Source organism: Actinomyces sp. HMT897, from assembly GCF_016626125.1.
In the GTDB taxonomy this organism is placed as follows: Bacteria; Actinomycetota; Actinomycetes; order Actinomycetales; family Actinomycetaceae; genus Actinomyces.
On sequence record NZ_CP067336.1, the window covers coordinates 1 to 20,832 of the forward strand.

Below are 20,832 nucleotides of genomic sequence, written 5' to 3' on the forward strand. Positions count from 1 at the left end.
GGGGCGCACGCCCTAGGATGGGCCCATGGCGGGACTGATCAAGCGCGAGGACATTGAGGCGGTGCGTGAGCGCGCCCGCATCGAGGACGTCGCCGGGGAGCACGTCACCCTCAAGCCCGCCGGCGTGGGCAGTCTCAAGGGACTGTGCCCCTTCCACGACGAGCGCACCCCCTCCTTCCACGTGCGCCCCCAGCTGGGCCTGTTCCACTGCTTCGGGTGCGGGGAGGGCGGGGACGTCATCGCCTTCGTGGAGAAGATCCACCACCTGTCCTTTACCGAGGCGGTGGAGTACCTGGCGGGGCGGACCGGCGTCCAGCTGCGCTACGAGGAGGGCGGGGGAGTGCGCCGGGGTGTGGAGCCGGGCACCCGCCAGCGCCTCCTGGACGCCAACCGGCTGGCTGAGGCCTTCTTCACCGAGCAGCTGGCCTCCCCCCAGGCCCAGGCGGCCCGCGACTTCCTGACCGGGCGCGGCTTCGACCGCCTCGCCGCCGCCCACTTCGCCGTCGGCTACGCCCCCGCGGGCTGGGACAACCTGGCCCGCCGCCTGCGCGACGCCGGCTACACCGAGCACGAGCTGGTGGAGTCCGGGCTGTGCTCCCGGTCCAGCGGCGCCCGCGTCTACGACCGCTTCCGTGACCGCCTCATCTGGCCCATACGGGACGTGACGGGGGCCACCGTAGGCTTTGGGGCCCGGAGGCTCTCCGAGGCCGACCAGGGCCCCAAGTACCTCAACACCCCCGAGACCCCGGTCTACCACAAGGGGCAGGTCCTCTACGGCCTGGACCTGGCCAAGAAGGAGATCGCCCGCAGCCACCAGGTCGTCATCGTCGAGGGCTACACCGACGTCATGGCCGCCCACCTCTCCGGGGTCACCACCGCCGTGGCCACCTGCGGGACCGCCTTCGGGGAGGGGCACACCCGCCTGGTGCGCCGGCTCCTGGGGGACGTGGCCGACCCCTCCGCCGGGGTCATCGCCGGCAACCGGGCCCGCGGGGGGGAGGTCGTCTTCACCTTCGACGGCGACGCCGCCGGGCGCAAGGCCGCCCTGCGCGCCTACGCCGAGGACCAGCGCTTCGCCGCCCAGACCTTCGTGGCCGTGGACACCCGCGGCCTGGACCCCTGCGACCTGCGCCTGGCGGAGGGGGACTTAGGTATCCCCCGCCTGCTGGAGCGCCGTGTGCCCCTGTTCGAGTTCGTCATCCGCGCCGCCCTGGACGACCTCAACCTGGACACCGCCGAGGGGCGGGTCGCCGGGCTGCGGGCCGCCGCCCCCGTGGTGGCCGGGATCCGTGACCTCGCCCTGCGCCGGGAGTACACCCGCCGCCTGGCGGGGTGGGTGGGGATGCCCGAGGAGGAGGCGGTCGCCTCCGTGCGCCAGGTGCAGCGGCGCCAGCGCCGCTACGAGGAGGAGCCGGGGCTGGTGCCCGCGCCCCCGGCCGGGGCCCTGCCCCCGCCCACCGACCCCGTCACCCAGCTCGAGCGCCAGGTCCTGGAGGTCATGGTCCAGGTCCCGGTGCTCGCCGCCGAGGTCGGGGCGGACGACCTGGGCCCGGAGGCCTTCTCCCAGCCCGTGCACCGGACCGTCTACGAGGCCGTGGCCGCGGGCGGGGGCGTGGGCGCCGTCAACGACCTGGTGGACCGGGCCACCGCCGCCGGCCTGTCCCGTCCCGAGGCGGTCGCCCGGGCCACCGCCCACTGGGTGGAGCGGATCCGCGCCGAGGCGCCCCTGGCCCAGGTCGCCGCGGCGGTGACCGAGCTGGCGGTGGCCCCCCTGCCGGTGCAGGCCCCCCGCGCCGACCGCGACCAGGACGAGGCGGTGCGCCGCTACGCGGCCGGGGTCTGCGGCGCACTGGCCGCCACGGAGGTCAACCGGCGCCTGGCCGCCCTGCGGGGCCGCCAGCGGCGCATGTCCCCCACCGAGGACGGCTACCGGGAGCTCTTCGAGGAGATCGTCGGGCTGGAGAACCGCCGTCAGCAGATCCTCAGGCGCTAGGCGGGTCCTCACCTACGGGGCCGGGGACCGGCTCCGCCAGGGCAGCCTCCACGTCGGCGGCCGTCCGTCGCCCCGCGGGGCCGGGCCGCCGGCAGCGGACCGGCCCCACCGGGGGCTGCCAGCCGCTAGCCTGGGGGCGTGGACACCAAGCCCCTCACCGTCGCCGACGTCCTGAGCACCCTGCGCCAGGCCGCCCCGCCTGAGCTGGCCGAGCCCTGGGACTCCAACCAGCTCATCTGCGGGGACCCCGCCGACCCGGTCTGCTCGGTGCTCCTGGCCGTGGACCCCGTCACCGCCGTCGTCGACGAGGCGCTGGAGCGGGGCGTGGACATGGTGGTCACCCACCACCCCCTCTACCTGCGCGGCACCGACCACGTCAGCGCCACCGACGCCAAGGGATGCTGCGTCCACCGGCTCGTCCGGGCCGGGGTCGCCCTGGCCAACGCGCACACCACCTGGGACGCGGCCGCCGGGGGCGTGGCCGAGGCCCTGGCCGCGACCGTGGGCCTGGGGCGCACCGTCCCCCTGGAGCCCGCGCCCGGCGCACCCCACCTGGGAATAGGTCGGGTGGGGGACCTGGAGGAGGCTACCACCCTGCGCGACCTGGCCCACCGCGTCGCCGCCGCCCTGCCCGACTCCGCCCCGGGCCTGCTGGTGGGCGGGGACCTGCAGGCCACCGTCCGCCGGGTCGCCGTCAGCGGGGGTGCCGGGGACTCCCTGCTGGGGGCCGCCCGCGCCAGCGGGGCCGACGTCTTCCTCACCGCCGACCTGCGCCACCACCCGGCCAGCGAGCACCTGGAGGAGGGCCGCCCCTACCTGCTGTGCGGCACCCACTGGGCCACCGAGTGGGTGGGCCTGCCCCCGCTCGCCCGGTACCTGGAGCACGGCGCGGCCGCCCGGGGACGTACACTCACCACGTACGTGTCCGTGCTCGTCACCGACCCCTGGGCCCTGCGCCTGTCCACGGGCGTGACGGACGCGGACCCCGCCCCGGAGCCCCCAGAGTAAGGACCACGACCGTGACGAGCGCCCCCCTTGCCCAGCAGCGGCTGCTGATCGACCTGGCGCGCCTGGACGCCGACCTGGCGCGTCTGTCCCACGAGCGCCACGACCTGCCGGTGCTGCGTCGTATCGAGGCCACGGTGGAGCGGCTCAGGAGGAACCGCCGCGACGCCGCCGCCGCTGGCGCGGCCCTGGACGAGGCCCGCGAGCGGGCCGCCCGCTGCGAGCAGGACGTGGCCCAGGTGACCCGACGCGCCCAGGTCCTGCGTGAGCGCCTCCACTCCGGGGCCGCCCCCGCCCGGGACCTGCCCGCCATCCAGGGGGAGATCGACCAGCTGGGACGGCGTCAGGGGGTGCTGGAGGACGCGCAGCTGGAGGCCCTGGAGGCCCTGGAGACCGCGCAGGCCCGCCTGGACGACCTGGCCGCCCAGGAGGCCGGGATCCGCGCCGAGGGCCGGGAGATGACGGCCGAGCGCGACGCCGCCTTCGAGCGCCTGGACGCCGAGCGCTCACGTGTCCAGCGGTCCCGGGACGACCTGGCCGCCAGGATCGACGCCGACCTGCTCGCGGAGTACGAGCGGGTGCGTGCGGCCACCGGCGGCCTGGGCGCCGTCGCCCTGTACGGCAGCCGCCTGGAGGGCGGGACCGTCGAGATCGGCCCCCAGGAGCTGGCCCGTATCGCCGCCGCCCCCCTGGACGCCGTCGTCCACGCCGAGGACAATGACGTCATTGTGGTGCGTATGGAGCCCTGAGCCAGCTGGCCGCCCGGCCCTGGAATGGCCAGCCGCCCGGCCCTGGCCCCGGGCGGCGGGGTCGGCTAGAGTCAGGGTGCGGACGAGCCGACCGGGCGGCCGCGGTACCACCGAATAGTGGGCTGAGGAACGTCCGGGCTCCACAGGGCAGGGTGGTGGCTAACGGCCACCCGGGGTGACCCGCGGGACAGTGCCACAGAGAACAGACCGCCAGGCAGGGCCTGGTCAGGGTGAAACGGCGGGGTAAGAGCCCACCAGCGCGCCGGGTGACCGGCGCGGCTCGGTAAACCCCACCCGGAGCAAGACCGCACAGCAGGCGTCCGAGGGCTGCCCGCCCGAGCCTGCGGGTAGGTCGCGTGAGACCACCAGCAATGGTGGCCCAAGAGGAATGGTCGCCACCGCGGGCGAGCCTGCGGCAACAGAACCCGGCGTACAGGTCGGCTCACCGCAAGGCCGCGGCCCCCGGTTTTGTACCGGGGGCCGCGGTTGTCGCATGCGCTGGACTACTTGGCGGAGAAGTACAGCTCGGTGCCGTGGTGGTAGGAGACCGCGAAGACCCCGGAGTTGACCGCGGACTGGTCGATGAGGAAGGTGAAGTAGCCGGTGACGTTGCCGCCGTCACGGGGCATGGACTGCCTCTGGAACTCGTCCTTGGCGGAGTAGATGCTCTTGGCCTCCGTGGTGTTGCCGTTGTGGACGTAGTCAATGGACACGTCGTAGGAGCTCATCTGGCCCGAGCCGTGGTAGGTCACGTTCACCGGCACGCGGATGTAGACCTTGCCCGCCGGGGGCTCCTCGTAGCTGTACTTGCTCGCCGCGGCCTTGACCGAGTCGGTGGCGTTCCACTCCACGGCCCCCAGGGAGAGCTCGATGGTGGCGTCAGGGTTCGAGCTGTACTTGCTCTGGCCCATGGTCACCGAGGTGGTCGTGGGGTCGAGCGGGTTGTCCATGGTCGTGCCCTGGCTTCCCGGGGTGATCAGCGTGCCCGGGTCCGAGCTGGGGGTGGCGCTGTTGCCGGGGTTGGGCTTGGGGGCGGGGCCGGTGGTGGGGCCGGTGGTGGGGCCGGGCGCCGGGGCAGGTGTGGTGGTGGGCCCGGGCTCGGGCTGGGCGGGGGTGCTGGTCGTGGTGGGGTCGGCCTTGGGGTCACCGTCGCTGCTGGCGTACACGGCCACCACGACGCCAATGACCAGGACCACGGGCAGGCCCACCGCCAGCAGCCAGAACCACCACTGCTGGGTGACCTTCTTGGGGCTGCCGCCACCGGGGGCGGGCTGCCAGGTGCTCGGCGGGACCGGGCCCCCCGGCCCCGCTGGTCCGCCCACCGCGGGGGCTCCACCCGGGAAGGGGGTGTTGGGGGAGCCGGGGGCGGCGCCCCCGTAGGGGGAGGAGGAGTCCATGGCCGCGTAGGGGCTCGCCGAGGGGGCCGAGGACGCGGAGGCCACCGGGGCCGAGCCGACCATGGGGGCCGACACGCCGCTCATGGCCGCCGCGGCGGACTGGCCCATGGCCTGGGTGGGGGCGTCGTAGACGGCCGTGGCGGAGGCGTCGGCGGGGCCCGCCGCGTAGGGGCCGGCGTCAGAGGCCGAGGGGGCGGAGGCGCTCACCCCGGTGGGGGTGGCCACCGGTGCGGCGTCGTCGATCCAGACCTGCCAGCCCTCGGGCGCAGGCCCCCACGCGGGGTCCGGCTGCCAGCCTGGTGGCGGCACGAACCCCTCCGGCGGCGCCGGCCAGTTCGGTGGTGGGTTGAAGCGCAGGGCCATGGGAAACCTCCGGATGGGACGGGGCTCGACGTCGTCGAGCGGTGATGGCGGTGAATCTACCTGTTCAAGAAGGGTCACCGCACGGTAACGGCGTGCCGTGTCGGTGCGGTTGCGCCCAGGACGACCGTCCCGGGCGGCCAGGGGTGGTGCCGGGGGCTCAGGGCAGGGTCAGGACCTCCGCCCCGTCCTCGGTGACCACCAGGGTGTGCTCGAACTGGGCGGTCCGGGAGCGGTCCTTGGTCACGACGGTCCAGCCGTCGTCCCACTGCTCCCACTCGATGCCGCCCAGGGTGAGCATGGGCTCGATGGTGAAGACCATACCAACCTCCATGACGTCGGCATAGAGGGGGGCGGCGTCGTAGTGGGGGATAATGAGGCCGGAGTGGAAGGCCTCACCCACGCCGTGCCCGGTGTAGTCGCGCACCACCCCGTAGTCGAAGCGGCGCGCCCAGGCCTCGATGACGCGGCCGATGACGTTGATCTCACGACCTGGCCGTACCGCCTTGATGCCGCGTTCCATGGCGGTGCGGGTGCGCTCGATGAGCCGTGAGGTCTCCGGGTCCACCTGCCCCACCGGGAAGGTGGCGTTGGTGTCCCCGTGGACGCCGTCGAGGTAGGCGGTCACGTCGATATTGACCAGGTCCCCCTCCTTAAGGACCGTGGAGTCGGGGATGCCGTGGCAGATGACCTCGTTGACCGAGGTGCAGATCGACTTGGGGAAGCCCATGTAGCCCAGGCAGGAGGGGTAGGCCCCGTGGTCGCACATGTACTCGTGGGCGATCCTGTCCAGCTCGTCGGTGGTCACCCCCGGGGCGATCGCCGCCGCGGCCTGGGCCAAGGCGCGAGCCGCGACGCGCCCGGCGCGCCGGATCCGCTCGACCGTCTCCGCGTCCTTGACGTCGGAGGCGGTCACGTGCTCGGGCCCGCGGTGGAACATGTACTCGGGCCGGGCGATGGAGCGGGGGACGTGCCTCGGGGCGGACAGGGTGCCGGGGACGAGGGTGCCGCGCGGGGCGCGGTCGGCCAGCTCGTCGGGGTGGGGGCGGGTGCCGTGGGTCATGGGCCCAGCATAGGAGCACCCCCGCCCGTGCCGGGGTCCACGTCCTGAGGTCCGAGGCTCTGACCTGCGTGGACAAGCATCCCCGCCCGTGCCGGGGCCCGCGGGTCGCGCCCGGGAGCGTGGGGCCCTGGCCGTCGGACCGCCCCGGGGCCAGGGGCGCGGCCGGGCCGTAGAATGACCTAATGGCCACCCTCCACCTCGTCCGCCACGGTCGTACCGTCCTCAATGAGCAGCACCGCACGCAGGGCCGTGCGGACTCGCCCCTGACCCCCCAGGGGCGTCAGGGGGCCCTGGCGGTGGGGGCCTACCTGCGCGAGGTGCCCTTCGTGCACGCCTACACCAGTCCCCAGGGGCGGGTCCTGGAGACCACGGACCTGCTCCTGGCCGGGCGCGAGGACGTCCCCCGCACCGTGCTGTCGGGGCTGCGGGAGTACGACTACGGCGTCTACGAGGCGGGGCCGGACGAGGTCATGCTCGCCGCCCTGCCCGCGCGCACGCACCTGCCAGCGGTCCTGGCCGGACGGGACCCGGGCGCCCCCGGCGGCATCAGCGCGCGCGACTACCTGGCCCGCACCGACGCCGCCCTGGCTCGGATCGTGGCCGACCTGCGCCGGTGGGGCGCGGGCGACGGGGCCGGGCCCCACGTCCTGGTCGTCTCCCACGGCATGACGCTCACGAGCCTGGTGGCCCGCTGGGTCGGCGCCCAGGTCCTGGGCAGGGAGCCCATGGCCAACTGCTCGGTGACCACCCTCGAGGTGGACCCGGCCGACCCGGCCCGCCCCAGGCTCCTGGCCTGGGCGGCCGACCCGGCCGGGCAGGGGGTCACCTTCCCGTCCGTGGACCTCGCCCACGCCTTCGACGGCGTCGTCCCGGTCCCGGTGGACCTCACCCACCCCGAGGGACTCACCCGCCCCCAGGGCGAGGCAGGTGCCTCCTGAGCCCGGGCGCCCGGGGCCGGGCCGGCCTTCCCCGCCGCCTCTGAGGTGCAGGCCCCCGGGTCCGGGGCCAGGAGGCCTGGGGCCCAGGATTGCCCAGGGGGCGTCAGGAGGCGAACCAGTGCTCCGGGGCGGGGAAGGAGCCAGCGCGCACGGCCTGCCCGTAGTCGGCGGCGGCCTGGGCCAGGGCGGCCCCGACCTGGCCGAACTTCCTGGCGAAACGCGGTGACCAGTCGGTCATGCCGGCCATGTCGGTCCACACCAGGACCTGCCCGTCGCAGCGGGCCCCGGCGCCAATGCCAATGGTGGGCACGTCCAGGGCCTCGGTGACGCGGGCGGCCAGCGGCTCGGGGACCATCTCCAGGACCACGCCCATGACGCCAGCCCGCTCAATGGCCAGGGCGTCGGCCATTAGCTCGTCGCCGGCCTCGCCGCGGCCCTGCACGCGGAAGCCGCCCAGGGCGTTGACGCTCTGGGGGGTGAAGCCCAGGTGGCCCATGACGGGGATCCCGGCCTGGGTCAGGGCCTGGATGGTGGCGGTACGCGCCCGCCCGCCCTCGAGTTTGACGGCGTTGGCCCCCACCTTCACCAGGCGTACCGCGCTGGCCAGGGCCTGGGCGGGGCCCGCCTCGTAGGAGCCGAAGGGCAGGTCCGCCACCACCAGGGCGCGGGTGGTGGCCCGGGCCACGGAGCGGGTGGCGACCACCAGCTCGTCGAGCTCCACCGGCAGGGTGGAGTCGTAGCCGAGCACGACGTTGCCCATGGAATCGCCGACGAGCAGCAGGTCCGTGCCCGCGGCGTCGAGGATCCGGGCGGTGGGGGCGTCGTAGGCGGTGAGCATGACGAGCTTGGTGCCTGCGGCCTTGGCCGCCGTGAGGTGGTGGACGCGCACGGGCCTGCCGCCGCCGACGACGGGCCCGTAGGGGGACTCGGGAGTAGCCATGGGCACAGCCTAGTTGCCCTAGGGTGGGGCCATGATCCTCGAGCGCACGATTGCCCCCGTCTTCGCCGCCAACTGCTACGTGCTGGCCCCCGCTCCCGGTGCGGCCGCGCTGGTGGTGGACCCGGGCGCCGGGGCGGCCCGGGGCGCCCTGGCCCTGCTGCGCTCCCACGGCCTGAGCCTGGGGGCGGTTCTGCTGACCCACGGCCACGCCGACCACGTGTGGGACACCAGCGCCCTGGTCGAGGGCGCCCGCGACCAGGGGCTCGTCCAGGAGGGCTGTCAGGTGCCGGTCTACGTCCCCGGGCCCGACCTCTACCGGCTTGACGACCCCGACGCCACCACCGGCATCCGCCTGGCCGAGGGCCTGACCTTCGCCGACCTGGCGGGCGGCCCCTGGGTGCGTCCGGAGGGGGTGCGCCCCTTCCCCGCCCGGGGCCTGTCCGAGGCGGTCGAGCTCGTCCCCGGCCTCGGGCTGCGGGGCGTGCCGGCCCCCGGGCACTCGGAGGGCTCCAGCCTGTTCCTGCTGGGCGCGTCCCTGGCCGACAACCCCCTGCTGTACGAGGCCGAGGTCCCCGCCCTGTGCGAGGCCGACCCCGCCCAGGCCGACGTGGAGCGCGACTACCTGCTGGCCCTGGACGGGGACGTCATCTTCAAGGGGTCGGTGGGGCGCACCGACCTGCCCGGCGGGGACCAGGTGCAGATGCTGGCCACCCTGCGGCTGCTGGCCTCGGTCCTGGACCCGGCCACGGTCCTGCTGCCCGGGCACGGGGCGGCCACGACCATGGCGCACGAGCACCGCGCCAACCCCTACCTGGCCGAGGCCAAGGTCCGCGGCGGGGACCTGCGGGCCTAGGGCGCCCCCGGGCCGGGAGCGGCACCACCGGGGCGGCGTCCCTGACGGACGTGTCACGGCCGCCCGTGAGGGGCGCGCACCGGGAGCGCAGCACCGGATGCCGCCCACCCCGGTACCACCGGGGCCGGTGAGGATCACACCACCTGCTCTCCCGGCCGACGGGCGGGGACGAGGGAGGGGACAGTAGACTCTGACGATCAGCACTCGGAGGGGAGTACTCCCACCAACAGCGGCGTCGTCACCACGGTGGAGCGTGCCGGTACCGTGCCACGGTCCGGACTCCCCCGGCGTCGCGGGCCCGGCCCGGTATGGGCGGGGCGGGAGGAGACCTCCGGTACCCGACCCGTACCGGAGGAGCACACGTGCACGTCCACGCCCTGGGGTGGGCGGCCCTGGCCGCCGTCATCCTGACCATGATCACCATCGACGTCGTCGGCCACGTCAGGGTCCCCCACGTGCCCTCCATGCGGGAGGCCGCCTGGTGGTCGGTGGCCTACGTGGCCATGGCGGTGGTCTTCGGGGGCGTGGTGTGGGCGGTCTGGGGCCACCCCTACGGGAGCGCGTACTTCGCGGGCTACCTCACCGAGAAGGCCCTGAGCGTGGACAACCTCTTCGTGTTCGTCATTATGATGTCCACCTTCCGGGTGCCCCGCAGGTACCAGCAGGAGGTGCTCCTGGCGGGCGTCGTTATCGCCCTGGTGCTGCGCCTGCTCTTTATCCTGGCCGGGGCGGCCCTGGTGGAGAACTTCTCCTTCGTGTTCTACTTCTTCGGCGCCTGGCTGCTGTGGACGGCCCTGTCCCAGGCGCGCGAGGGGGTGTCCGAGCCCGGGACCCACGAGGAGGGGGAGTACGAGCCCAGCCGGCTGGTGCGGGCCCTGGCCCGGGTGGTGCCCATGACCGACGGCTACGTGGGCGGCAAGGTCCTGCACCGTCACGCCGGGCGCACCCTGGTGACCCCCATGCTGCTGGTCATTATCGCCATCGGCACCACCGACGTCATGTTCGCCATGGACTCCATCCCCGCGATCTACTCCTGGACCACCGAGCCCTACCTGGTCTTCGCCGCCAACGCCTTCTCCCTGCTGGGCCTGCGCCAGCTCTACTTCCTCATTGACGGCCTGCTGGACCGCCTGGTCTACCTCCACTACGGGCTGGCCGTGATCCTGGGGTTCATCGGCCTGAAGCTGGTCAACCACGCCCTGCACACCAACGAGGTCCCCTTCGTCAACGGCGGCCGGCCCTGGCACGTGGTCCCCGAGCCGGGCATCGGGGCCTCGTTGTGCCTTATCGTTGTCACCATGCTGGTCACGGTGCTCGCCTCCCTGACGGTGGGTCGACGCCGGGCCCGCCGCGACGCCGACCAGGCGCCCCAGCCCGGTCCCGTCACCTCCACCCCGGCCTAGCCCCCGGCCCCGACCGTATCCCAACCAGGAGGCGCCCATGAGCCCTGACCCGACACCCTCGCCCACCCAGGCGGACGGGGGACCGGACCCCCACCCGGGGCAGGACGACCCCGCGCCCCGCCGCGGCCTGAGCGCCGCCCAGGTGGCCGACGCCGTCCGGGCCGGGCGGACCAACGCCTACCAGGAGCCCACCTCGCGCTCCGCGCGCGAGATCCTGCGCGCCAACGTCTTCACCGTCTTCAACGCCATCCTCGGCGCCGCCCTGGTGGTCATCCTAGCCGTGGGCAGCTGGCGTGACGCCCTGTTCGGCTTCGTGCTGCTGATCAACACGGCCACCGGCACGGTGGCCGAGATCCGGGCCAAGCGGGCCCTGGACAGCCTGTCGGTCCTGGCCGCCCCGCTCACCCAGGTCATCCGTGACGGGACGGAGACCTCGGTGGGCGTGGCCGAGGTCGTCCTGGGCGACCTCATCCGGGTCTCCAGCGGCGACCAGGTACCCGCCGACGGCGTGGTGGTCGAGCAGCAGGGCGTGGAGATCGACGAGTCCATCCTCACCGGGGAGTCGGCCACCGTCCGCAAGGAGCCGGGCGACCGGGTCATGTCGGGCACCACGGTGACCGCCGGCACCGCCCTGGTCACCGTGGACGCGGTGGGCGCCGACGCCTACGCCCACCGCCTGGCGGCCGAGGCCCGCCGCTACAGCGTGGTCACCTCCGAGCTCCAGGCGGGCACCAACCGGGTCCTGACCTGGATCAGCTGGGTGATCGTTCCCATGACCCTGCTGCTGCTGTGGTCCCAGATGCGCGTGGCCGGGGGCTGGTCGGCCGCCTGGGCGAACGGCGGCTGGCGGCACGCCGTCGTCCTGGCCGTGGCCGGGGTGGTCGGCATGGTCCCCCAGGGCCTGGTGCTCCTGACCAGCGTCAACTTCGCCGCAGCCAGCCTGTCCCTGGCCCGCCAGCACGTCCTGGTCCAGGAGCTGCCCGCCGTGGAGGTCCTGGCCCGGGTGGACACCCTGTGCCTGGACAAGACCGGCACCCTGACCTCCGGGGGGGTCGAGCTCCAGCAGATCCTGGGCCTGGACGACCACGGCCACCTCGTCGGTCCCGCGGGCCCGCAGGACCCCTCGGCGGACGGGCAGGACGGCTCCCACGGGCGCGCCTTGGCGGCCCTGGCCGCCATGGTGGGAGGCGAGGAGGCCAACGCGACCGCCCGGGCCGTGGCCGCCGGGCTGAGCGGGGTCACCCCCGCCCAGGGGGCCGGGCAGGTCCCCTTCTCCAGCGCCCGCAAGTGGTCCGCCCTGGCCGTGGAGGAGCCCTCGGGGCGGGCCCACTACGTCCTGGGGGCCCCCGAGATCGTCCTGGCCCCGGCCCTGGCCGCCGGTGACGACGCCGCCCGGGCGACCCTGGAGAAGGTCTCCGACCTGGCCGGTGCCGGCCAGCGGGTCCTGTGCCTGGCCCGCTCCACCGGCCTGTGGTACCTGCCCAGGGAGGGCGAGCCCAGCCTGCCCGAGGGCCTGCACGCCGTCGTCCTGGCCGTCCTGGCCGAGGAGGTCCGCCCTGACGCCGCCCGGACCCTGGGCTACTTCGCCGAGCAGGGCGTGACCGTCAAGATCATTAGCGGGGACAACCCCACCACGGTGGCGGCGATCGCCCGCGGCGTGGGCGTGCGGGCCCCCGACGGGGGGCAGGCCGAGGGCGTGGACGCCCGGGTGCTGCCCGACGCCCAGGAGGAGGAGGGGCGGGCCCTGGCCGACGCCCTGGAGACCGGTGCCGTGTTCGGCCGGGTCACCCCCGAGCAGAAGCGCGACTTCGTGCGCGCCCTGCGCTCGCGCGGGCACGTGGTGGCCATGACCGGCGACGGCGTCAACGACGCCCTGGCCCTCAAGGACGCCGACCTGGGGATCGCCATGGGCAACGCCGCCCCCGCCACCAAGGCCGTGGCCCGCCTGGTGCTCCTGGACGGGCGCTTCGCCTCCCTGCCCGGGGTGGTGGCCGAGGGGCGGCGGGTCATTGCCAATATGGAGCGCGTGGCCTCCCTGTTCCTGGCCAAGACCACCTACGCGGCCCTCATTGCCGTGGTGGTGGCCCTGGCCGGGATCTCCTACCCCTACCTGCCCCGCCAGCTGACCATTGTCTCCTCCCTGACCATCGGTATCCCTGCCACGGTCATCGCCCTGGCGCCCACCCACCAGCGCTACCGGCCGGGCTTCCTGGGGCGCGTGCTGCGCCTGGCCGTCCCGGCCGGCCTGGTGATCGGGGCCGGGGTCCTGGTCACCCGCACCTGGCTGTCCCTGGCCGGCGCCGCCTCGGGCCAGGTGACCACCGGGGCCACCCTGGTCCTGGTGCTCGGCGGGCTGTGGCTGCTGTCCTGCACGGCCCGGCCCTGGGTGTGGTGGCGGGTGGTCCTGGTGGTGCTCATGGCCGCCGCCGCCCTGATGACGGTGTTCCTGGAGGGGCTGCGCAGCTTCTTCGACCTGGCCTGGCCCGCCCCGCTGACCTGGGTGGTCCTGGGGACGGTCGGGGCGGGTGTGTGCCTGGGCGTGGAGCTGGTGGCCTGGTGGGCCTCCCGGGCCGCCCGCCGTACCCGCCCCTAGCCGCGGCGGCGTCGCACCGCGCCCGGTGCCCCTGAGGTGCCTTAAGGCGCCCCCAGGCGCACCCGCCGGGCGGTGCCGCGGGGTGGTGCCGCCGGGTGGTGGCCGGTGCCCCGACCCGGTGCCGGTCGGCGTCGGACACCGGGCCGCCTGCCCACGGGGCGGTCCACGAGGTGGTCTGGCCAGGTCGCAGGGGGCCGCGGCCTGTACGCTGGGTGGGCCGTGCCCCCCGACGTCAGGAGAAGTCCGTGGTCCTTCACTGGTGGTCCGTCCTGCCCTTCGCGGCCATGCTGGCCTCGATCGCGGTCCTGCCCCTGGTCCCCGCCACCGCCCACTGGTGGGAGAGGCGCTCCAGCCAGATGACGGTGTCCCTGCTCCTGGGCGTGCCCGTGGCCGCCTGGGTGTGGGCGGCCCTGGGCTGGCAGGAGGTGCTCGCCTCGGTGGTGGAGTACACGCAGTTCATCTGCCTGCTGCTGGCCCTGTTCGTGGTATCCGGGGGCATCTACCTCAAGGGCGACATTGAGGCCACGCCCCGCAGCAACACGGTCTTCCTGGCCGTGGGGGCCCTGCTGGCGTCCTTCGTGGGCACCACCGGGGCGGCCATGCTGCTCGTCCGCCCGCTGCTGGCCACCAACCGCGAGCGCCGCTACCGGGTCCACACCGTCATCTTCACCATCCTGGTGGTGGCCAACTGCGGCGGCCTGCTCACCCCGCTGGGCGACCCGCCGCTGTTCCTGGGGTTCCTGCGGGGCGTGCCCTTCACCTGGACCCTGGGCCTGGCCCCGGAGTGGCTCTTCGTCAACACCATGCTGCTGGTGGCCTACTACTCGCTGGACTGCTTCTACCACTCCAAGGAGCCTGCCAGCGCCGTCAGGCAGGACCGGGCCCAGATCGAGCCCCTGGGCCTGCGGGGCGCGGGCAACTTCGTGTGGTTCGCGGTCATCGTCCTGGCCGTGGCCCTGGCGCCCTCCGTGGACGTGGAGGCCATTGAGGCCGGCCGTGCCACCCTGGTCAGCTGGCTGCCGGTGCGTGAGGTCATCATGCTCACCGCCGCCGGGCTCTCCTACCGCCTGGGGGACCGGCGGGCCCGGTTTGAGGACAACCAGTTCCAGTGGGGGCCGATCGCCGAGGTCGCCACCCTGTTCGTGGGGATCTTCCTGACCATGATCCCGGCCCTGGCCTACCTGGACGAGGTGGCCCCCCACCTGCCCATGAACGAGGTGACCTTCTTCGTCTTCACCGGGGGGCTGTCCTCCGTGCTGGACAACGCCCCCACCTACGCGACCTTCTTCGAGGTGGCCCGTCACGTGGCCGGCCCCGGGGGGGCCGTGGTGGCGGGGGTCCCCGAGGTCTTCCTGGTGCCTATCTCCCTGGGGGCGGTGCTGTGCGGCGCCATCACCTACATCGGTAACGGCCCCAACTTCATGGTCAAGTCCGTGGCGGAGGCCGACGGGGTGGTCATGCCCGGCTTCGGCGCCTACGTGGGGCAGACCTTCCTGCACCTGGTCCCGGTCCTGGCCGCCATGGTCCTGATCTTTGTCGCCGACGGCCTGGTCACCACGGCTGTCGGCGTGGGCCTGGCGGCGGCGCTGCTGGCCAAGGACGCCGTCCTGGTCCTGCGCAGCAGGCGCCTGGCCCTGGCGGACTGACGCCCCGGCGACGTGCCCTGGTTGCCGGGGACGTGCTCTGGTCATTGGCGACGTGCCTTAGTCGTCGGGGACGTACTTTAAGGGTACGTCCCCGATAGCTAAGGCACGTCCCCGGCAATAACGTGGGCACGGTCGGGGGCGGTGACAAAGTCAATGAGCTCCTCCACGCGCCCCAGCAGGGCGGGCTCCAGGTCCTTGTAGCTGCGCACGCTGCCCAGGATGCGCTGCCAGCCGCGGGCGACGTCGGCCTGGGTGGCGTGGGGCCACCCCAGGGCCTGGAGGGTGCCGTGCTTGACGTCGGTGCCCCGGGGCACCTCCGGCCAGCGGCGCAGCCCCACCCGCTCGGGCCGCACGGCCTGCCACACGTCCACGTAGGGGTGGCCCAGGACCAGGACGTCGTCCCCGCCGGGCAGGGAGCGCACCCTCTGGGCGATCCGGGACTCCTTGGAGCCCGCCACCAGGTGGTCCACCAGGACGCCGGCACGCCGGGCGGGGCCGGGGCCGAAGTCGGATATGACCCGCTCCAGGTTGTCCACGCCGTCGAGCATGAGGACGACCACCCCCTCGTGGCGCAGGTCGTCGCCCCAGACCTTCTCCACGAGCTCGGCGTCGTGCCTGCCCTCGACCCAGATCCGTGAGGCCCGGGCCACCCTGGCGCGCTCACCGGCCACGGCGTAGGAGCCCGAGGCGGTCAGGGCGCGGCCCGCGGCGCTGACCGGGCCGGTGGGGCGGACGCGCCCAGGCGGCGGGGCCAGGACGACGGGCCGCCCCTCCAGCCAGAAGCCGGGGCCCAGGGGGAAGCCGCGCCGCAGCCCGTGGCGGTCCTCCAGGACCACCAGGTGGGTGCCCCCCGACTTCTCCACGGCCACGACCGCCCCCACGAACCCGGTCTGACGGTCCTCCAGGACCATGCCGGGCTCCGCGGCCACCTCCACGGAGCGGGGCCGGGTCGCGGCGGGGCCCACGCGGTGGGGGTCGGTTGCCAGGACGTCGGAGCCGTACCGGTCGGCGGCCCCGGGGGCTCGCGGTGGGGCGGGGTCGCGGCGGGGGCAGGCGGGCGTAGCGGTAGCGGCCTGCTGGCGCAGGGCGGCACGGCGGGCCGCGGTCGATCCGGGTACGGGCCGGTAGGGGTTCACGACGAGCACGGTAGGCGAAGGTCACGGGCCCACCCCTGGGGGCGCGCCGGACCCGGGCGTAGGATGGCACTCACGGACACCGAGTGCTAAGGGGGCGGGACGCCCCGGCGGGAAGGAGGAGCAGTGCCCAGTGAGCGCAGGCTGCAGGTCCTCTCCGCCATCGTGACCGACTACGTGCGCACCCGCGAGCCGGTGGGCTCCCGGGCCCTGACCGAGCGCTACCGGCTCGGCGTCTCCCCGGCGACCATCCGCAACGACATGGCCGCCCTGGAGGACGAGGGCTACATCTACCAGCCCCACACCAGCGCCGGGCGGGTCCCCACCCAGAAGGGGTACCGGCTCTTCGTGGACGAGGTCGCCCGTGTCAAGCCCCTGTCGGCACCCGAGCGCGAGGCCATGACTGCCCTGCTGGCGGGGGCGGTGGACCTGGACCAGGTGGTGGTGCGCACCGTGCGCGTCCTGGCCCAGCTCACCGGCCAGCTCGCCGTGGTGGAGTACCCCAGCCTGCGCCGCACCGCCCTGCGGCACCTGGAGCTGGTGGCCCTGGGGCCCACGCGCCTGCTCATGGTCATTGTCACCGACACCGGGCGAGTGGAGCAGCGTACCGTGACCCTGGCCGGGCCCGGGCCCCAGGTGGTGGGCGCACTCGACCCCCTGGTCCTGGAGCGGCTGCGGCTGCGGCTCAACGCCGCCCTGGTGGGGCGCCGCGCCCAGGAGGTGGTACCGGTCCTGACCCACCTGGCCGAGCAGGCCCCTGACGACGAGCGCGCCCTGCTGGCGGCGGTCATAGGCGAGCTGGTGGCCGCGCTGCGCCCCGACGCCGAGGAGCGCCTGGCCGTGGCCGGCACCGCCAACCTGGCCCGCTCCACACCGGACTTCTCCTCCCTGGGGCCCCTGCTGGACGCCATTGAGGAGCAGGTGGTCCTGCTGCGCCTGCTGAGCCCCGAGACCGACGACGCCCCCGCGGGTGGTGACGAAGACCCCACGGGCATGCGGGTGAGCATCGGCAGCGAGAACCACGACGACGTCCTGGCCGAGGCCTCCGTGGTCACCGCCGGCTACGGCGTCGGCCAGGGCCAGGTCCTGGCCCGCCTGGGGGTCATCGGCCCCACCCGCATGGACTACCCCGCCACCATGACCGTGGTGCGGGCCGTGGCCCGCTACCTCTCCCGGTTCATGGCCGGGCCCGCGGGGTAGGGCGCCACCCGCACCCCACACCACCGGGCGGACGCGACGCCGTCGGCCCTCCCAACCACAACGCGCCCAGCGTGAGAAGGACAACAGTGAGCGACTACTACGAGGTCCTCGGCGTCACCCGACAGGCCGACGCCGAGGAGATCAAGAGGGCCTACCGACGCAAGGCCCGCCAGCTCCACCCCGACGTCGCCGGCCCGGGCCACGAGGAGGAGTTCAAGGAGGTCACGGTCGCCTACGAGGTGCTCTCCGACCCCGAGAAGCGCCAGGCCTACGACCTGGGCGGCCAGGACGCCCTGCGCGGGGGCCCGGGGTTCACCGGCGACTTCGGCACCTTCTCGGACATCTTCACCTCCTTCTTCGGCGGCTCCATGACCCAGCGCGGCCCCGCCTCCCGGGCCCGCCGCGGCCAGGACGCCCTGGTGGCCGTGGAGGTGGACCTGGCCGACGTGGCCTTCGGCGCCACCCGTACCGTGGAGGTGGACACCTACGTGGCCTGCGGGCGCTGCCACGGCGCCTGCGCCGAGCCGGGCACCGAGCCGGTGACCTGCTCGACGTGCAACGGCAGCGGCTCCGTGCAGCGCATGGCCCGCTCCTTCCTGGGCAACGTCATGACCAGCTCACCCTGCCCCGACTGCCGGGGCTACGGCACCGTCATCGTCACCCCCTGCAAGGAGTGCTCCGGGCAGGGGCGGGTGGTGGCCCACCAGGACATCGAGGCCACCATCCCCGCGGGCGTGACCACCGGCACCCGTATCCGCATGCCCGGCCGGGGCGAGGCCGGGCCCGCCGGGGGGCCCGCCGGGGACCTCTACCTGGAGGTGGTCGAGAAGCGCCACGACTTCCTGGAGCGTCAAGGTGACGACCTCCACACCGAGCTGCGCGTGCCCATGACGGCCGCCGCCCTGGGAGCGACGTTCTCCATCGACACCCTGGACGGGACGCGCCAGGTCTCCGTCAAGGCCGGCACCCAGGGCGGGGACGAGGTGGTCCTCAGCGGCCTGGGCGTGGGCCGCCTGCGCCGTCACGGCCGCGGCGACCTCCACGTGAGCATCGTGGTGGAGACCCCCACCCACCTGGACGAGCGCCAGAGGACGCTCCTGCGCGAGCTCGCCGCCCTGCGCGGGGAGGACAGCTACCCGCCGGCCCGCGACGAGGGCCTGCGCGGGAAGATCAAGGACAAGCTCGCCGGACGCTAGGGGCTGGCCCCCGGGCCCCGAGCTCAGGCCCCCGGGGGGCGCCTGCGCGCCCGGTCAGCGGGAGCCGGCCGGACGCGGCCCGAAGACCGCCTGGCCCACGCGCACACAGGTCGAGCCCTCCTCGACGGCGAGCTCGAGGTCCCCGCTCATGCCCATGGACAGCTGGCCGTCACCGACCGTGCCGTCCTGGAGCCCGGCGTCGCGCAGGGCGCGCACGGTCCGGAAGCACTCGCGGACGCGCGCCTGACCGGCGCGGGCGGCCAGCGTCATGAGGCCGCGCACCCGCAGCGAGGAGAAGACGGGCAGGGCCGCCAGGAAGGCGGGCACCTCAGCGGGCTCGAGGCCGAACTTGGAGGCCTCGCCCGAGGAGTTGACCTGCACGTAGACGTCCAGGCCCCGCCCCGCCGCCTGGAGGCGACGGTCCAGGGCCTGGGCCACGCGCAGGGAGTCCAGGGCCTGGAACTCGTCGGCGAAGGCCACCACGTCCCCGGCCTTGTTGGTCTGCAGGTGGCCGATGACCACCCAGCGGATGCCCAGGTCCGCCAGTGCCCGGGCCTTGCGCCTGGCCTCCTGGACCTTGTTCTCACCCATCTGCGTGACGCCAGCGGCGTGGGCGAGCCGCAGCCGCTCCTCGGGCACGGTCTTGGACACCGGCAGCAGGCGGATCCCGGCGGGTCGCCCGGCGCGCTCTGCGGCGGAGGCGATCCGGGCTCGTACGGCCGCCAGGTTGCGGCGGAGGTCCTCCACGGTGGCGGGTACGGCCTGGGGCGCGGGGGAGGGGGCCCGGTCCGGGAGCTGCGGCTCGGTCATGCTCGTGACGCTAGCACCGGTCGCCGGCGCGGGCTACCGGTTCCCCCGGGTCCCGCGGCGGCCATAGGCTGGGGCGGTGAGCGCCCCCGTCTTCGTCCTGACCCCCGACACGCTTGAGCCCGCCGGCGGCGCGCAGACGGCCCGCCGAGGCGGGACGCTGACGCTGACGGGCCCCGAGGCCCACCACGCCGTGGCCGTGCGCCGCCTGCGCCCGGGGGAGCGGGTGGACCTGGTCGACGGCGCCGGGCTGCGCCTGGTGTGCGAGGTGGCCGAGGGCGGGCGCCCGGACCGCCTGGGGGTGCGGGTGGTCGAGCGCGTCGTCGAGACGCCCCCGCCGCTGCGCCTGGCCCTGGTGCAGGCCCTGGCCAAGGGGGGCCGTGACGAGCAGGCCGTCCAGACCGCCACCGAGGTGGGGGTCGAGGTGGTGGTGCCCTGGCAGGCGGAGCGGTGCGTGTCGGCATGGAGGGGCCCGAGGGCCGTCAGGGGGCGGGACCGGTGGCAGGCGACGGCCCGGGAGGCCGCCAAGCAGGCCCGCCGCGCCCGCGTGCCGCAGGTGGACCAGGTGCGTACGACCAGGGACCTGGCCAGCTGGACGGGCGAGGTCGTGGCGGCCGGGGGGCTGGTCCTGGTCCTGCACGAGGCGGCGACGGCCCCCATCGGCGGGGTGGGCCTGCCCCGGCCGGGCCCGCACCGCCCGGTGGTGGCCGTCGTCGTCGGGCCGGAGGGGGGCGTGAGCGAGGCGGAGACGACGGCGCTGCGGGACGCCGGTGCGCTCGTGGTGCGGCTGGGACCGCACGTGCTGCGCACCGCCTCGGCCGGACCCGTCGCACTGGCCGTCCTGGCCCAGCGGGCGGGGCTGTGGTCATGACCCCCCGGGGACGGCGCCCCGCGGGCAGCCCCGACGCCCGCGCGGCCATCCTGGTGGCCGCCCGCGCCGCCTTCGCCCGGGAGGGCTACCGCGCCTCCCTGCGCGGCGTGGCCCGTGACGCCGGGGTCGACCCCGCCCTGGTCCACCACTACTTCCCCGACCGGGAGCAGCTCTTCGTGGAGGCCGTCATCTCCACCGCCGCCGGGGCCCCGGTGGCCCTGGCCCAGCGGGCCGCGCTCGTGCGCACCCTGCCCGCCCAGGGGGTGGGGGTCGCGCTGGTGCGCCTCTTCGTGTCCCTGTGGGACGAGATGGGGGCCGACCGCTTTATGGCGGTGGTCCGTGCCGCCCTGGAGAACGAGCTCATTATCAGCCCGGTGCGCGACTTCGTCGTCACCGCCGTCCTGGGGCCCCTGACCCGGCGCCTGTCCCCTGACCGTCCCGCCCTGCGCGCCCAGCTGGTGGCCACCCAGCTGATCGGCCTGGGGATCGCCCGCTGGGGGGCGCGCATGGGCGAGATCGCGGCCCTGGACGCCGAGGGGCTGGCGGCCCTGGTGGGCCCCTCCATTGAGCGCTACGTCCTGGGTGACCTGCCTTAAGGCCCCGGCGCCGGTGCTGCCCCAGGACGGGCTCCCCTGAGCGCACCCGCCCGCGGCCTCGCCCACAGCCCCGCCTGCAGCCCCGGCCA

General features: G+C 74.7%; 17 protein-coding genes and 1 other RNA gene. 13 read left to right on the forward strand and 5 right to left on the reverse strand.

From position 1 onward, the window contains the following. Nucleotides 1-25 precede the first annotated feature (25 nt). From dnaG to rnpB, 4 genes are all read left to right on the forward strand, one after another. Nucleotides 26-1,993 (forward strand): DNA primase, encoded by a 1,968-nt coding sequence (gene dnaG / locus JJJ15_RS00005; protein ID WP_200511004.1) that lies wholly within the window; start codon nucleotides 26-28, stop codon nucleotides 1,991-1,993. A 138-nt stretch (nucleotides 1,994-2,131) separates the two neighbouring features. Further along, on the forward strand, nucleotides 2,132-3,001 hold the full coding sequence (locus tag JJJ15_RS00010; protein ID WP_106108971.1) for a Nif3-like dinuclear metal center hexameric protein: 870 nt from the start codon (nucleotides 2,132-2,134) through the stop codon (nucleotides 2,999-3,001). An 11-nt stretch (nucleotides 3,002-3,012) separates the two neighbouring features. Further along, on the forward strand, nucleotides 3,013-3,747 hold the full coding sequence (locus JJJ15_RS00015; RefSeq protein ID WP_106108972.1) for a hypothetical protein: 735 nt from the start codon (nucleotides 3,013-3,015) through the stop codon (nucleotides 3,745-3,747). 83 nt (nucleotides 3,748-3,830) lie between these two features. After that, nucleotides 3,831-4,196: RNase P RNA component class A (rnpB, locus tag JJJ15_RS00020), an RNA gene on the forward strand. Between the two features lie 54 nt (nucleotides 4,197-4,250). Here rnpB and JJJ15_RS13345 read toward each other — a convergent pair. After that, nucleotides 4,251-5,507 carry a hypothetical protein gene (locus JJJ15_RS13345; RefSeq protein WP_106108973.1) on the reverse strand — a complete coding sequence of 419 codons (1,257 nt, stop codon included), beginning with the start codon at nucleotides 5,505-5,507 and terminating at the stop codon, nucleotides 4,251-4,253. 157 nt (nucleotides 5,508-5,664) lie between these two features. Continuing rightward, on the reverse strand, nucleotides 5,665-6,567 hold the full coding sequence (gene map / locus JJJ15_RS00030; protein ID WP_200511005.1) for a type I methionyl aminopeptidase: 903 nt from the start codon (nucleotides 6,565-6,567) through the stop codon (nucleotides 5,665-5,667). 182 nt (nucleotides 6,568-6,749) lie between these two features. Between map and JJJ15_RS00035 the strand changes: the two genes are divergently transcribed. After that, on the forward strand, nucleotides 6,750-7,505 hold the full coding sequence (locus JJJ15_RS00035; protein WP_106108975.1) for a histidine phosphatase family protein: 756 nt from the start codon (nucleotides 6,750-6,752) through the stop codon (nucleotides 7,503-7,505). 103 nt (nucleotides 7,506-7,608) lie between these two features. On the opposite strand, the gene panB is transcribed toward JJJ15_RS00035, so the two are convergent. Beyond that, entirely contained in the window at nucleotides 7,609-8,445 is an 837-nt protein-coding gene (panB, locus tag JJJ15_RS00040; protein WP_106108976.1) for a 3-methyl-2-oxobutanoate hydroxymethyltransferase, read from the reverse strand. Nucleotides 8,446-8,476: 31 nt separating this feature from the next. Between panB and JJJ15_RS00045 the strand changes: the two genes are divergently transcribed. From JJJ15_RS00045 to JJJ15_RS00060, 4 genes are all read left to right on the forward strand, one after another. Then, on the forward strand, nucleotides 8,477-9,298 hold the full coding sequence (locus tag JJJ15_RS00045) for an MBL fold metallo-hydrolase (protein WP_106108977.1): 822 nt from the start codon (nucleotides 8,477-8,479) through the stop codon (nucleotides 9,296-9,298). A 362-nt stretch (nucleotides 9,299-9,660) separates the two neighbouring features. Next, nucleotides 9,661-10,701, forward strand: a complete 1,041-nt coding sequence (locus JJJ15_RS00050; RefSeq protein ID WP_106108978.1) for a TerC family protein — start codon at nucleotides 9,661-9,663, stop codon at nucleotides 10,699-10,701. A gap of 37 nt (nucleotides 10,702-10,738) precedes the next feature. Beyond that, the gene (locus tag JJJ15_RS00055; protein WP_200511006.1) at nucleotides 10,739-13,294 is read left to right on the forward strand and encodes an HAD-IC family P-type ATPase; all 2,556 of its coding nucleotides are present in this window, start codon (nucleotides 10,739-10,741) and stop codon (nucleotides 13,292-13,294) included. Between the two features lie 245 nt (nucleotides 13,295-13,539). Beyond that, nucleotides 13,540-14,940, forward strand: coding sequence for a sodium:proton antiporter (locus JJJ15_RS00060; protein WP_106108980.1), 1,401 nt, complete (start codon nucleotides 13,540-13,542; stop codon nucleotides 14,938-14,940). Between the two features lie 98 nt (nucleotides 14,941-15,038). On the opposite strand, the gene JJJ15_RS00065 is transcribed toward JJJ15_RS00060, so the two are convergent. Next, complete coding sequence (locus tag JJJ15_RS00065) at nucleotides 15,039-16,076, reverse strand: DUF3097 domain-containing protein (RefSeq protein ID WP_200511007.1); 1,038 nt, start codon at nucleotides 16,074-16,076, stop codon at nucleotides 15,039-15,041. Nucleotides 16,077-16,199: 123 nt separating this feature from the next. Here JJJ15_RS00065 and hrcA point away from each other — a divergent pair, with 123 nt between their 5' ends. Both hrcA and dnaJ read left to right on the forward strand, forming a co-directional pair. Further along, nucleotides 16,200-17,273 carry a heat-inducible transcriptional repressor HrcA gene (gene hrcA, locus JJJ15_RS00070; RefSeq protein WP_200511008.1) on the forward strand — a complete coding sequence of 358 codons (1,074 nt, stop codon included), beginning with the start codon at nucleotides 16,200-16,202 and terminating at the stop codon, nucleotides 17,271-17,273. Between the two features lie 86 nt (nucleotides 17,274-17,359). Further along, nucleotides 17,360-18,469, forward strand: coding sequence for a molecular chaperone DnaJ (dnaJ, locus tag JJJ15_RS00075; RefSeq protein WP_200511009.1), 1,110 nt, complete (start codon nucleotides 17,360-17,362; stop codon nucleotides 18,467-18,469). Nucleotides 18,470-18,523: 54 nt separating this feature from the next. On the opposite strand, the gene JJJ15_RS00080 is transcribed toward dnaJ, so the two are convergent. Then, nucleotides 18,524-19,279, reverse strand: coding sequence for a YggS family pyridoxal phosphate-dependent enzyme (locus tag JJJ15_RS00080; RefSeq protein WP_200511010.1), 756 nt, complete (start codon nucleotides 19,277-19,279; stop codon nucleotides 18,524-18,526). Nucleotides 19,280-19,355: 76 nt separating this feature from the next. Between JJJ15_RS00080 and JJJ15_RS00085 the strand changes: the two genes are divergently transcribed. Both JJJ15_RS00085 and JJJ15_RS00090 read left to right on the forward strand, forming a co-directional pair. Continuing rightward, nucleotides 19,356-20,147, forward strand: a complete 792-nt coding sequence (locus JJJ15_RS00085; protein WP_200511011.1) for a 16S rRNA (uracil(1498)-N(3))-methyltransferase — start codon at nucleotides 19,356-19,358, stop codon at nucleotides 20,145-20,147. Next, on the forward strand, nucleotides 20,144-20,743 hold the full coding sequence (locus JJJ15_RS00090; protein WP_200511012.1) for a TetR family transcriptional regulator: 600 nt from the start codon (nucleotides 20,144-20,146) through the stop codon (nucleotides 20,741-20,743). The genes JJJ15_RS00085 and JJJ15_RS00090 overlap by 4 nt, the downstream gene beginning before the upstream one ends. The last annotated feature ends 89 nt before the right edge of the window (nucleotides 20,744-20,832 follow it).